Origin of the sequence: Streptomyces sp. NPDC021115 (genome assembly GCF_044333065.1) — a bacterium.
Taxonomy (GTDB): Bacteria; Actinomycetota; Actinomycetes; order Streptomycetales; family Streptomycetaceae; genus Streptomyces.
The window spans coordinates 133,628-146,362 of the sequence record NZ_JBIRQF010000009.1 but is presented as its reverse complement, the minus strand read 5'-3'; the positions used below and the strand labels follow the sequence as shown (position 1 = coordinate 146,362).

Genomic DNA, 12,735 nt, shown 5'->3' with positions numbered 1-12,735 from the left:
CACGCGGGCACGGGGTCGCGGGGTCACGGGGTGAGGGCGCGCCCCATCAGCACATCGTCCACGTAGACGCCGTCCAGCAGGAACTCCCCCGGCAGGACGCCCTCCACCGCGAACCCCTCCGACTCGTACAGCCGCCGCGCCGGGAGGTTGTGGCCGAGCACCCGCAGGGTGATCCGGCTCGCGCCCTGCCGCAGCGCCTCCTCGTACGCCGCGCTCAGCAGCGCCCGCGCGACGCCGCGGCCGCGCGCCGCGAGGTCCACCGCGAGCCCCTGTATCTGGCGGACGTGCGCGTTGCTGGCCAGCTGCGTCGGCGGGACGAGCCGCAGATACCCGACGGGGCACCCCTCCAGCTCGGCCACCATGACGTGCACGGGCCGGTTGCGGTGGGTGAAGAAGGCGTCGTACGGCGGCTCCGGGGCCGGGAGCACGGAGTGCAGCGTGGACCAGGTACGGCGCTCCAGCGCGACCAGCGCATGCTCGTCGTCGAGCACGGCGCGCCGGATGAAGGGCGCGGGCAGGGCGGACGGCTGGGGCGGGGCGGAGGGCTCGGACATGCTTGTCACTGTGCCACGCGCGCCTCGACGTCCGACATCCCCCGGAAGATCGGGGGCAGGATGGGGGCCATGCGCATCGCGGTCTCCGGTTCCACCGGGCTCATCGGCACGGCCCTCGTCAACTCCCTGCGCCGGGACGGCCACCAGGTCCTGCGTCTGGTGCGGCGAACTCCCCGCGAGGAGGCGGAGGTCGAATGGGATCCGCACCGGCAGTGGGTCGACACCGCGGGGCTGACGGGATGTGAGGCCGTCGTCCACCTCGCGGGCGCGGGCATCGGCGAGCACCGCTGGACCGAGGCGTACAAGAAGGAGCTGCGGGACAGCCGGGTGCTGGGCACGGCCGCCATCGCCGAGGCCGTGGCGTCACTCGACACGCCGCCACGGGTGCTGGTGAGTGGAAGCGCGGTGGGGTTCTACGGGGACACGGGGGAGCGCGCGGTGGATGAGAGCGCGCCCCCTGGGCACGGTTTCCTCCCGGATCTGTGCCAGGACTGGGAGGAGGCGACCGCCGCGGCGCAGGAGGCGGACGTCCGCACGGTGTTCGTCCGCAGCGGTCTGGTGATCGCGCCCGAGGGCGGGGCGTGGGGGCGGCTCTTCCCGCTGTTCAAGGCGGGGCTCGGCGGGCGGATGGGCAGCGGTCGGCAGTACTGGAGCTTCATCGCCCTGCACGACCACATCGCCGCGCTGCGCCACATCCTGGACACCGCCGACCTCAGCGGCCCCGTCAACCTCACCAGCCCCTCCCCCGTGACGAACCGTGAGATGACCGAGGCCATGGGCCGGGTGCTGCGCCGTCCGACGCTCCTCCATGTGCCCGCCCCGGCCCTGCGTATCGCGCTGGGCGAGATGTCCACGGACATCCTCGGCAGCGTGCGGGCCCTCCCCCGCAGGCTGCTGGACACCGGCTTCTCCTTCACCTACCCGCATGTGGACGAGGCCCTGAAGGCGGCGGTGGGCGGAGGCCGCTGAGGGGCCGTCGCCCCGGTCCTCGACGGGGCCTGAGGGCCCGTACGCGATCGGCGTGCGACCGTTGTGCGCCCATGCTCGGTCGATGCGCGTCTGTCATCGACCGTTTTTTTCCTTACCGTCGTGACCGTTCCGATCCGCTCCATCCCGAACCCGGGGAGGTCACATGCCCCAGCGCGCGCATCGCACGGACGTCGTCATCGTGGGAGCCGGACTCGCGGGGCTGGCCGCCGCCCAGTCGCTGACCGGCGCGGGGATGGAGGTCACGGTCCTGGAGGCCGCGCCCCGGGTCGGCGGCCGTATGACCACCGATACCGTCGACGGCTTCCGGCTGGACCGCACCGGACAGCTGGTCAACACCTCCTTCCCCGAGCTGCGGCACACCCCGGGGCTCGACGCGCTCGCCCTGCGCCCGTTCTCCCAAGGAGTGCTGGTGCACGGCGACGGCCGTACGCAGCGGATCGGCACGCCGCGCGGTCCCCGGAGCACAAGGGGCGCACTCACCACGGCGCGCGCTCTCGCGACCGCCGCCCGCGCGCCCCTGGGTGCCGGACTCGATCAGGCCCGACTCGGTGCCGCGCTCGGCAGGCTCGCCGCCCTGCCCGCGGACCGCCTCCTCGCCCGCCCCGACCGGCCGGTCCACGAGACCCTGGCGGGGCGGGGCCTTCCCGCTCGTACCGTCGAGAGCGTGCTGCGCCCGCTCCTCGTCTCGCTGCTGAGCGACCCGGGCCTGAACACCTCCAGCCGCTGCGCCGACCTGGCGCTGCGCGGCTACGCCCGCGGGCGGCTGTGCCTGCCCGCGGGCGGCGCGTCCACCGTCCCCGCCCTGCTGGCCGCCACGCTGCCGCCGGGGACCGTCCGTACCGGCGTACGGGCCACCTCGGCCGCCACCACCGCCGTGACCACCGCCGGACACGGCGAGATCCGCTGCCGTGCGGTGCTGGTGGCCACCGGGGCGCACGACGCCGCCGAACTCCTCCCCGGGCTGCGGCTGCCCGCCTTCCACCCGGTCACCGTGCTGCACCACACCGCCGACCAGCCGCCCCTGCGCGAACCCGCGCTGATCCTGGCGGCGGGCGGCCAGGGCCCCGTCGCCCACACCACGGTCGCCAGCGAGGTCGACCCCTCGCGCGCGCCGGACGGCCGGGTGCTGATCACCTCCACCGTGCTGGGCGCCGCCGCGGGCCTGCCGACCGCCGAACTCGACCGTCAGGCCCGGGCCCAGCTCGCCGCGGTCTACGGCTCCTCCACCGCCGACTGGGCCCTGCTGGCCGCCCACCACGACCCCCACGCGGTGCCCGCCATGCCCGCACCCCACGATCTGCGCCGCCCGGTGCGGCTGCTGTCCGGCCTGTACGTCTGCGGCGACCACCGCGACGCCAGCACCGTGCAGGGCGCCCTGGTCTCCGGCCGCCGCGCCGCCCGCGCGGTCCTCCACGACTTCGGCGCCACCCCCGACTCCGACACCCCGGCCCTCCCGGCCGCGGCGGCCTGACGGCCGGGAGGGAACACTAAGATCCGCGTCATGAGGTGATGACCCCGGGCGCACCGGTTTCCGCGAGGAGCACGGCCCGAGCCGCGCCCCAGCGCCCCTCCCGTGCGCCCCCCGGCCGCCCGTCATCCCTCCGTGCCCGATCGGATCCTCATGACCGACGAGACCTTCCTCGACCACGCCGCCGACCGGCTCGCCGCCCTGCCCGGCGTGCACGCCGTCGCCCTCGGCGGCTCGCGCGCCCAGCACACCCACACCCCGGACAGCGACTGGGACCTCGCCCTCTACTACCGCGACGGCTTCGACCCGGCCGATCTGCGCGCCGCCGGTTGGGAGGGCGAGGTGTCCGGCATCGGCGACTGGGGCGGCGGTGTCTTCAACGGCGGTGCCTGGCTCACCGTCGACGGCCGGCATGTCGACGTCCACTACCGCGACCTCGGTGCCGTCGAGCACGAACTCGCCGAGGCCCGGGAGGGCCGGTTCCACTGGGAGCCGCTGCTCTTCCACCTCGCGGGCATCCCCAGCTATCTCGTCGTCGCCGAACTCGCCCTCAACCAGGTGCTCCGCGGCACCCTGCCCCGCCCCGCCGGATACCCGGAAGCGCTGCGCGCGGCGGCGCCGCCGTTCTGGCGGGACCGGGCCGCGCTGACGCTCCGGTACGCCCGGGGCGCGTACGTCCCGCAGGGCCAGGTCACGGAGGTCGCGGGCGCGCTGGCCACCGCCGCGACGCAGACCGCGCACGCGGTGCTGGCGGCGCGTGGCGAGTGGGTCACCAACGAGAAGCGGCTGCTGCGGCGCGCGGGCCTGGGCCGCCTCGACACGATCACGGCCGGGCTGCGGCCGGAGCCCACCGCCCTGTCGCGGGCGCTCGCCGAGGCGGAGGAGGTGTTCGGGGCCGCGAGGCGGTGTGTTGCCGATCAGGCCGGATCAGCGAGCGGCGTCTAGTGCGGGAGTGCCCCGCATGATCGGCGAGACGCCCCGCTCCGGGGACGCGAACGCTTCGGCGGGTGCCGAAGCGACCGCGTCCTAGGCTGGACGCATGGCCGCCTCCCCCGTCTCCCCCGCCCGTGACGCGGACATCGCCCGCGCCGCCACCGCCCTCGCGGACGCCTCCCGCGCGCGCATCCTGCTGGCGCTGGCGGAGGGGCGGGCGCTGCCCGCGAGCGTGCTGGCCGCCGAGGCGGGCGTCAGCGCCTCCACCGTGAGCGGCCACCTGGCGAAGCTGCTGGAGGCCGGTGTCGTACGCGTCGAACGGCAGGGGCGGCACCGTTACTACCGGCTGACCGGCCCCGCCGTCGGCGAGGCCATCGAGGCGCTGGCCAGGATCGCGCCGCCACTGCCCGTCACCTCGCTGCGCGCGTCCACCCACGCCCACGCCCTGCGCCGGGCCCGCACCTGCTACGACCACGTCGCGGGCGCCCTGGGCGTGGCGCTCATGGGCGCCCTGCTGGAACGCGGCGTGCTGACCGGCGGCGACGGCCGCCACCACCCGGAGACGGCCGGACGCGACCGGCTGTCCGCCCCCGGCAACGACACCCCGTACCGGCTGACCGACCGGGGGCGGGCCGAGCTGGCCGCGTTCGGTGTGGACGCGGACCGGCTCCACGGCCGCCGCCCCCTGATCCGCTACTGCGTGGACTGGACCGAACAGCGCCACCACCTGGCGGGCGCCCTGGGCGCCGCGATCACCGACCGGCTCTTCGAGCTGGACTGGATCCGCAGGGGAACGCGGCGCCGGGCGGTCGATGTGACGGAGGCGGGCACGGCGGGCCTGGCACGCACGTTCGGGGTGGACACCCGCTACCCCAGCGCCGCAACCCGTTCGCGGTAGCCGCGGACCGGGGCGGCGTCGCGGTACGGCTCCAGGCGGCGTTCGAAGTCGCGTACGTAGTCCAGCGCCCGCGCCGACCGCATCTCCGACGCCTGCTGCGCCGCCTCCGCGCCCAGCGCGCACGCCTGCTCCAGCTCGCCGAGACCCAGCCGGGCCGTGGCCAGCACCACCCGGCTGAAGAGGCGGCTGCGGGCGAATCCGGCGCCGCGCAGCCGCAGCGAGCGCTCCGCGTGCTGGGCGGCCGCCCGGTACTGCTGGAGGTCCCGGTGGCAGTGGCCGAACTCGTCGGCCAGCTGCGCCTCGTCGAACGTCCGCGCCCAGTACGGCACGTCGTCACCCGGCCGCGACGTCTCCAGCGCCCGCTCGGCGCGGGCGAGCGAGGCGGTGCAGGCCCGCACCTCGCCGAGCACGGCGTGCCCGCGCGCCTCGACCGCGTGCAGCAGGGACTGGAGCACCGGCGGGGCGCCGCCGCCCACGCCCTGCTGGGCCACCCTGGCGAGCTGGACGGCCTCCCGGCCGTGGCCCAGGTAGACGGCCTGGCGGCTCATGGTCACCAGCACATAGCTGCCGTACGGCCGGTCCCCGGCTGCCTGGGCGAGCCGCAGCGCCTGGACGAAATACCGCTGGGCCAGGCCGTGCGCGGCGATGTCGTACGAGGTCCACCCGGCCAGCCGGGTCAGGTCAGCGACGGCGCCGAACAGCCGCCGCCCCGTGGTCTCGCCGTACGTGCCGCGCAGCATCGGCTCGCCCTCGTGCTCCAGGTAGCGCACCAGGGCCTGGCGGGCGTGGCCGCCGCCGTACGTCTGGTCCAGCGTCCGGAACAGCTCGCTGACCGAGCGCAGCGCCGCGATGTCGCCCGGCGTCACCCGGTGGCCGGGCCCGCGCTGGACCCGGTCCGCCTGCCGCTGCCGGGGCACCGGCACCCGGTCGGCGGCGGCACCTGCCCCGGCGGTGGCCGCCCCGGCCGGGGCGGGGGCAGCCGGGGCCGCCCGGCCCGCCACGGCTCCACGACCGGTGGCGGCGCCCCGGCCCAGAGCCGCGGCGCCCCGGCCGCCCTGGGCCGGGACCGTCGGGCCACCGGCCGCCGGGGGCTCGCCACGGGCGACCCGGTCGTCGGGGCGGCCGATCAGCCAGTCCCGGCTGGGAACCACGAGCCCGGCCGGGGTGAAGGCGATCTTCCGCAGCTCCGCATGGCTGCCGGAGTCCTTCCGCCACAGCCCGCTGACGATGTCCACCGCCTCCTGCGGGGTCGCGGCGAACTCCAGCCCCGCGTAGACCGGGGCACAGGCGTCGAGACCCAGGTCCTGGGCGGTCAGCCGGCGCCCCAAGCGCCGGGTGAAGACCTCGGCGATCAGCGCGGGGGTCGTGCCGCGCGGCTGCTGGCCGCGCAGCCAGCGGGTCACCGATGTCTTGTCGTACCGCAGGTCGAGCCCGTGCTCGATGCCGAGCTGGTCCACCCGCCGGGCCAGCCCGGCGTTGGAGAAGCCTGCCTCGGAAATCAGCGCGGCGAGCTGACGGTTGGGGATGCGCTGTGGGGGTCGTTCCGTCATCAGCCTGCCGGTCTCCCTGATTCGCCCTCTGGAACGGCGTGAATTTAACTGGCTGTAGCGGGCTGATCGCGCTGGTCGGACTCCTTTCATCCGATCGTGTGAGAACGAGCCGGATAGGGGTCGGAAAACGCGCGGCCGTACAGTGGCGGAGGCACCGCCATCTGTTACGAGGTCCGAAGAGGAGCTTGCCGTGACCGCAACGCCCCCGGGGGCGCCCCCCGCTTCGCAGCCGCGACTGTGCTACGTCCACTTGGGGTTCGGGGCGGAGGCCGTCGACTACCAGGAGGCGTGGCAGGAGCAGCGCCGGGTGCACGCGGCCCGCTTCGCGGACGAGATCCCGGACACGTGTCTGCTGCTCGAGCACCAGGCCGTCTACACGGCCGGGCGGCGCACGGAGGACAACGAGCGCCCCCTCGACGGCACCCCGGTGGTGGACGTGGACCGCGGCGGCAAGATCACCTGGCATGGTCCAGGGCAGCTCGTCGGCTATCCGATCCTCAAGCTGCCGCGCCCGGTGGATGTCATCGCGCATGTCCGGCGGCTGGAGGAGGCCATGCTGCTGACCTGCGCCGACTTCGGCGTGGAGGCCACCCGGGTGGAGGGCCGCAGCGGGGTGTGGGTGCTGGGCGACCCGATGGACCAGCGCCCGGCGCTCGGCGGGCTGAAGCTGGACTTCGACCCGCGGGTGGAGGACGAGGAGTTCGACCCGCGGCTGAGCGGCCCGGAGTACGCCCCGTCCAACGCCGGACAGCGCCGTGAGGACCGCAAGATGGGCGCGATCGGCGTACGGGTCGCCAAGGGTGTGACCATGCACGGCTTCTCGTTCAACTGCAACCCGGACAACACCTCGTACGACCGGATCGTGCCGTGCGGCATCCGGGACGCGGGGGTGACCTCGCTCTCGGCGGAGCTGGGCCGGGAGGTCACGGTCGCCGAGGTGACCCCGGTGGTCGAGAAGCATCTGCGGGCCGTCCTGGAGTCCTCCGCCCCGCTGCCGCGCGCCGTATAGCGGCGTCACCGTACGGCGGCATTACGACGTCGAGGGGAATGCGCCCCCGACGTCACCGGTTGCCCTGGACGTAAATCCGTACGAATTGATGGGCGTACCCTGGTGACCGCCGACGATTCGAAAGCCGCGCCACCCAGACTCGCCAAGCAAAGAGGAGTGCCGGACGTGTCCGCAGTCGCACCCGACGGACGCAAGATGCTGCGTCTGGAGGTCCGGAACAGCCAGACCCCCATCGAGCGCAAGCCCGAGTGGATCAAAACCCGGGCGAAGATGGGCCCCGAGTACACCGAGCTGCACGGCCTGGTGAAGCGGGAGGGCCTGCACACGGTGTGCCAGGAGGCGGGCTGTCCCAACATCTTCGAGTGCTGGGAGGACCGCGAGGCCACGTTCCTCATCGGCGGCGACCAGTGCACCCGGCGCTGTGACTTCTGCCAGATCGACACCGGCAAGCCGCAGCCGCTGGACCGCGACGAGCCGCGCCGGGTGGCCGAATCCGTACAGACGATGGAGCTGCGCTACGCGACGATCACCGGCGTCGCCCGCGACGACCTGGACGACGGCGGCGCCTGGCTGTACGCGGAGACCGTGCGCCAGATCCACTCCCTGATGCCGGACACCGGCGTCGAGCTGCTGATCCCGGACTTCAACGCGGACCCCGACCAGCTCGCCGAGGTCTTCTCGTCCCGCCCCGAGGTGCTCGCGCACAACGTGGAGACGGTCCCGCGGATCTTCAAGCGCATCCGCCCCGGCTTCCGCTACGAGCGGTCGCTGGAGGTCATCACCAAGGCCCGCGAGGCCGGTCTCGTCACCAAGTCCAACCTGATCCTGGGCATGGGCGAGACCCGCGAGGAGATCAGCCAGGCGCTCCAGGACCTGTACGACGCGGGCTGCGAGCTGATCACGATCACCCAGTATCTGCGCCCCTCCGCGCGGCACCACCCGGTGGAGCGCTGGGTGAAGCCGCAGGAGTTCGTGGAGCTGAAGGAGGAGGCCGACGAGATCGGCTACGCCGGTGTCATGTCCGGCCCCCTCGTCCGCTCCTCGTACCGCGCCGGGCGCCTGTACCAGCAGGCCATCGACCAGCGCGCGGTCACGGCGCAGGCGGGCTGACAGCGCGGAAGGACAGGGCCGGTGTGAGCAACACGCTGTGTGAGTACGGGCACACCGGCCACTCTGCGCGTTTTATGAAACCGCAGGTCACAGCCGCATTGAGAACCCAATCCGAGGCTTCATCAGTGTTTGACCGACCGGTCACACACTGGTAACACCATTGAGTAACGATAAAACCACGCACCGCTCATAGCCGCGTGCGTCGTGATAGTCCGCCGCTCTCGAGGGGTTCCCATGCCGGCTGCGCCCGTACGCCCGTCCGTCACCGACGCGCTGCTCGCCCTGGAGGGGCTGCTGCTGCGCGGAGGCCAGCGCACCGCCCGGCGTAACGCCTGGACCGCGGTGCTGGAGGACCGGCGCCGCGCCAAGGACCGGAGCGAGGCCCAGCACGTACTGGAGGCCGTGTCCACCGGGGCTTCCCAGGCCACGTAAACTTCGCCTTATGGCGCGGAAGGAAACATCCGAGAACCCCGGGCGACTGAAGCAGATCGCCCTGACCTACAAGATGACCAAACGGGTCGACTCGAAGGTCGGCCTTGTGGTCGCCGGCGTGGGGATCATCACCTTCGGTGTCCTCCTCGCCATCGGCTTCCTGATCGGCCATCCCGTCTTCCTGGGCATCCTGGGCTTCGTCCTGGCGTTCCTCGCGATGGCGATCATTTTCGGCCGCCGCGCCGAGCGGGCGGCCTTCGGACAGATGGAGGGCCAGCCGGGCGCGGCCGCCGCCGTTCTGGAGAACGTGGGCCGCGGCTGGTCGGTGACCCCGGCGGTGGCGATGAACCGCAACCAGGACGTCATCCACCGGGCCGTCGGCAAGGCGGGCGTCGTGCTCGTCGGCGAGGGCAACCCGAACCGGCTCAAGGGCATGCTGGCCGCCGAGAAGAAGCGCATGAGCCGCATCGTCTCGGACGTCCCGGTGCACGATGTGATCGTGGGCACCGAGGAGGGCCAGGTGCCGATCAAGAAGCTCCGCACCACGCTGCTGAAGCTGCCGCGGGTGCTGCCGGGCGCGCAGGTGACGGTCGTGAACGAGCGGCTGCGGGCGCTGGGCGACCTCATGAGCAACATGCCGATCCCGAAGGGCCCGATGCCCAAGGGCATGCGCATGCCGAAGGGCCGCTGAGACGTCGCCCGAGACGCTGGCCGCCGAGACTCCACGTGACAAAGGCGGGCCGGGACAAGAGTCCCGGCCCGCCTTTCGTATGCAATACGAGCGGTACGAGCGCCCTGCACCCGCCCTACACCCGGATCTGCACGGCCCGGGAGAGCCGGTCGTGCAGCCCGCGGCCGTCGCGGTCGAAGACGACCGCGGGGATGACCAGCAAGAGCAGCACGCTGCGCAGCACGGCCCGCGGCAGGCTGAGCCGCGCCCCGTCCTCGCCGACCACCCGCAGCCTGAGCAGCAGCTTGCCGGGGGTGGCGCCGACGGTGCCCACGGTCAGCAGGCTGAGCACCAGGAAGACGAGCAGCGCCCAGTTCCCGGCGGCCTGCGGATTACGGCCCGCCAGCAGCGCGTACGAGACGAGCACGCACAGCCCCCAGTCGATGAAGAGCGCCCCGAAGCGGCGCCCGAGCGGCGCGATCGCGCCCGGTCCGCTCTCGGGCAGCCCCAGCCCCTGGCCGCGGTGGCCCAGGTCGACGCCCATCTCCTCGGCGGCCGCGCGGGGGCCGGAAAGCCAGGATCCGATTGCTTGCCTCTTGTCCACGCTCCATACGGTACTGGGGCCGTCCGCATACGCCCGTAACGGCCCCTGACCCGGTTAACCTGGGTGAAACAATTGGGTCATGCCCGGGAAATCCCGCCTGCTTATCGTCGGCGACAGCGCGCCACGCACCCGGACCGCGCGACCGAACAAATCCCCGTCCCCCCGCGGCCGGGCTAGGAGGAGTTGGATGTTCCAGAACGCCGACGACGCTCGGAAGTTCATCTCGGACGAGGACGTCAAGTTCGTCGACGTCCGGTTCTGTGACCTTCCCGGCGTCATGCAGCACTTCACCGTACCGGCGGAGGCGTTCGACCCGCACGAGGAGCTGGCCTTCGACGGCTCGTCGATCCGCGGCTTCCAGGCGATCCACGAGTCGGACATGGCGCTGCGTGCCGACCTGTCGACGGCCCGTCTCGACCCGTTCCGCCGCGACAAGACGCTCAACATCAACTTCTTTATCCACGACCCGATCACGGGCGAGCAGTACAGCCGCGACCCGCGCAACATCGCCAAGAAGGCCGAGGCCTACCTCGCCTCCACCGGCATCGCGGACACCGCGTTCTTCGGCCCCGAGGCCGAGTTCTACGTCTTCGACAGCGTGCGCTTCGAGACCAAGGCGAACGAGGCCTTCTACCACATCGACTCCGAGGCGGGCGCCTGGAACACCGGCGCGCTCCAGGACAACCGTGGTTACAAGGTCCGCTACAAGGGCGGCTACTTCCCGACCCCGCCGGTCGACCACTTCGCCGACCTGCGCGCCGAGATCAGCCTCGAGCTGGACAAGGCCGGCCTCCAGGTCGAGCGCCAGCACCACGAGGTGGGCACCGCCGGCCAGGCCGAGATCAACTACAAGTTCAACACGCTGCTGGCCGCGGCCGACGACCTGATGCTGTTCAAGTACATCGTCAAGAACGTGGCGTGGAAGAACGGCAAGACCGCGACCTTCATGCCGAAGCCGATCTTCGGCGACAACGGCTCGGGCATGCACGTCCACTCGTCGCTGTGGCAGGGCGGCGTGCCGCTCTTCTACGACGAGCAGGGCTACGCGGGCCTCTCGGACACCGCCCGCTACTACATCGGCGGCATCCTCAAGCACGCCCCGTCGCTGCTGGCCTTCACCAACCCGACGGTGAACTCCTACCACCGCCTGGTCCCGGGCTTCGAGGCGCCGGTCAACATGGTGTACTCGCAGCGTAACCGCTCGGCCGCGATGCGTATCCCGATCACGGGCTCCAACCCGAAGGCCAAGCGCGTCGAGTTCCGCGCCCCGGACTCCTCCGGCAACCCGTACCTGGCGTTCTCCGCCCTCCTGCTCGCGGGCCTGGACGGCATCAAGAACAAGATCGAGCCGGCCGAGCCGATCGACAAGGACCTCTACGAGCTGGCCCCCGAGGAGCACGCGGGCGTCCCCCAGGTCCCGACCTCCCTCCCGGCCGTCCTCGACGCGCTCGAGGCCGACCACGAGTACCTCCTCCAGGGCGGTGTCTTCACCTCCGACCTGATCGAGACGTGGATCGACTACAAGCGCACCAACGAGATCGCCCCGCTCCAGCTGCGGCCGCACCCGCACGAGTTCGAGCTCTACTTCGACGTCTAAAGACCCCGCGGGTCCTCGACGGGTGACTGAGCCCCGCCACTGCCCCTCGGGCGGTGGCGGGGCTCAGTGCTGGGCGGGCCGGGTGAGTGGCCTAGGAGGAGGGGTTCACCGTCTGGGTGTCCACGCCGGACGACGGCAGGAAGCTGGCGTCGCCGCTGTAGATGGCGATCACCGCGTGGGTGCCGACGCCCAGGGTGGAGAGGGTCAGCGTGGCCACTCCGGCCGTCACGGGCTGGGTGAAGGTGCCGCCGCCCGAGCCGCCGATGACGAAGGTCATCGTCCCGGTCGGGGCACCCGCGCCGGGTGCGACCGGCGTGACGGTGGCCGTGAACGTCACCGGGGCACCGAGGGTCGACGGGTCCGGGGTGGACGCCACCGAAGTCGTCGTCGACGCCTGGACGACCGCGATGACGGTGGTGCCGGTGGAGGAGAGGAAGTTGGTGTCGCCGCTGTAGGTGGCGACGACGGGGTGGATGCCGGCGCTCAGCCCGGAGGCGGTGACCGAGGTGGTGCCGCCCGACAGGGTGCCCGTCAGGATGGGACCGCCGGTGATGGTGAAGGTGACGGTGCCGGTGGGGGTTCCGGCGCCGAGCGGGAGCACCGTGGCGGTGAGTGTGACCGTCTGTCCGAACGTCGCCGGGTTCGGCGTTGCCGTCACCAGGGTGATGGTGGGGGTAGCCATGATGGCCCTCCAAGTGAGGTGAGGTGGTGGGCCGTTGGTCGCCGGCCGGCGCCTTGGTCAGGGCGCGGCGGCGCATCGGATACCAGGGGGTGCACACTTACGGCGATCGACGCCGGGGCCTGCCCGCGTCACCGTCCCCCGGCAGATGTGGAACCCACCGGTCTGTAGCACCAGTAGGCGCGCGGGTGGCGGCACAACGCCAGGTACGCTGGGGTGAATTGCCCTGAATGGCGCAGCG

General features: G+C 72.6%; 13 protein-coding genes. 9 read left to right on the top strand and 4 right to left on the bottom strand.

Annotated elements, in window-relative coordinates; all coding sequences use genetic code 11:
- Nucleotides 1–23 precede the first annotated feature (23 nt).
- Nucleotides 24–554 carry a GNAT family N-acetyltransferase gene (locus ACH4TL_RS26630; protein ID WP_398320297.1) on the bottom strand — a complete coding sequence of 177 codons (531 nt, stop codon included), beginning with the start codon at nucleotides 552–554 and terminating at the stop codon, nucleotides 24–26.
- Between the two features lie 60 nt (nucleotides 555–614).
- On the opposite strand from ACH4TL_RS26630, the gene ACH4TL_RS26625 reads away from it, so the two are divergent.
- From ACH4TL_RS26625 to ACH4TL_RS26610, 4 genes are all read left to right on the top strand, one after another.
- Nucleotides 615–1,523 (top strand): TIGR01777 family oxidoreductase, encoded by a 909-nt coding sequence (locus ACH4TL_RS26625; RefSeq protein WP_398320300.1) that lies wholly within the window; start codon nucleotides 615–617, stop codon nucleotides 1,521–1,523.
- A gap of 163 nt (nucleotides 1,524–1,686) precedes the next feature.
- Nucleotides 1,687–3,015, top strand: a complete 1,329-nt coding sequence (locus ACH4TL_RS26620; RefSeq protein ID WP_398320303.1) for an NAD(P)/FAD-dependent oxidoreductase — start codon at nucleotides 1,687–1,689, stop codon at nucleotides 3,013–3,015.
- A gap of 150 nt (nucleotides 3,016–3,165) precedes the next feature.
- Nucleotides 3,166–3,957 carry a nucleotidyltransferase domain-containing protein gene (locus ACH4TL_RS26615; protein WP_398320306.1) on the top strand — a complete coding sequence of 264 codons (792 nt, stop codon included), beginning with the start codon at nucleotides 3,166–3,168 and terminating at the stop codon, nucleotides 3,955–3,957.
- A gap of 94 nt (nucleotides 3,958–4,051) precedes the next feature.
- Nucleotides 4,052–4,843 carry a metalloregulator ArsR/SmtB family transcription factor gene (locus ACH4TL_RS26610; protein WP_398320309.1) on the top strand — a complete coding sequence of 264 codons (792 nt, stop codon included), beginning with the start codon at nucleotides 4,052–4,054 and terminating at the stop codon, nucleotides 4,841–4,843.
- On the opposite strand, the gene ACH4TL_RS26605 is transcribed toward ACH4TL_RS26610, so the two are convergent.
- A complete protein-coding gene (locus ACH4TL_RS26605; protein ID WP_398320312.1) occupies nucleotides 4,813–6,393 on the bottom strand; it encodes a regulator in 1,581 nt (526 codons plus the stop codon). The two genes, ACH4TL_RS26610 and ACH4TL_RS26605, sit on opposite strands and share 31 nt — an antisense overlap.
- 190 nt (nucleotides 6,394–6,583) lie before the next feature.
- Here ACH4TL_RS26605 and lipB point away from each other — a divergent pair, with 190 nt between their 5' ends.
- The 4 genes from lipB (at nucleotide 6,584) to ACH4TL_RS26585 (ending at nucleotide 9,635) form a co-directional block, all read left to right on the top strand.
- Entirely contained in the window at nucleotides 6,584–7,402 is an 819-nt protein-coding gene (gene lipB / locus ACH4TL_RS26600) for a lipoyl(octanoyl) transferase LipB (protein WP_398320315.1), read from the top strand.
- Between the two features lie 165 nt (nucleotides 7,403–7,567).
- Nucleotides 7,568–8,512: a lipoyl synthase gene (lipA, locus tag ACH4TL_RS26595; RefSeq protein ID WP_398320318.1), complete on the top strand. Its 945-nt coding sequence runs from the start codon at nucleotides 7,568–7,570 to the stop codon at nucleotides 8,510–8,512.
- Between the two features lie 234 nt (nucleotides 8,513–8,746).
- On the top strand, nucleotides 8,747–8,944 hold the full coding sequence (locus tag ACH4TL_RS26590) for a hypothetical protein (RefSeq protein WP_398320321.1): 198 nt from the start codon (nucleotides 8,747–8,749) through the stop codon (nucleotides 8,942–8,944).
- Nucleotides 8,945–8,954: 10 nt separating this feature from the next.
- The gene (locus ACH4TL_RS26585; RefSeq protein WP_398320324.1) at nucleotides 8,955–9,635 is read left to right on the top strand and encodes a DUF4191 domain-containing protein; all 681 of its coding nucleotides are present in this window, start codon (nucleotides 8,955–8,957) and stop codon (nucleotides 9,633–9,635) included.
- Nucleotides 9,636–9,750: 115 nt separating this feature from the next.
- Here ACH4TL_RS26585 and ACH4TL_RS26580 read toward each other — a convergent pair whose 3' ends face one another.
- Nucleotides 9,751–10,218: an RDD family protein gene (locus ACH4TL_RS26580; RefSeq protein ID WP_398320327.1), complete on the bottom strand. Its 468-nt coding sequence runs from the start codon at nucleotides 10,216–10,218 to the stop codon at nucleotides 9,751–9,753.
- A 187-nt stretch (nucleotides 10,219–10,405) separates the two neighbouring features.
- Between ACH4TL_RS26580 and glnA the strand changes: the two genes are divergently transcribed.
- A complete protein-coding gene (gene glnA, locus ACH4TL_RS26575; protein ID WP_398320330.1) occupies nucleotides 10,406–11,815 on the top strand; it encodes a type I glutamate--ammonia ligase in 1,410 nt (469 codons plus the stop codon).
- Nucleotides 11,816–11,906: 91 nt separating this feature from the next.
- On the opposite strand, the gene ACH4TL_RS26570 is transcribed toward glnA, so the two are convergent.
- Entirely contained in the window at nucleotides 11,907–12,497 is a 591-nt protein-coding gene (locus ACH4TL_RS26570; RefSeq protein ID WP_398320333.1) for an Ig-like domain-containing protein, read from the bottom strand.
- Between the last annotated feature and the right edge of the window lie 238 nt (nucleotides 12,498–12,735).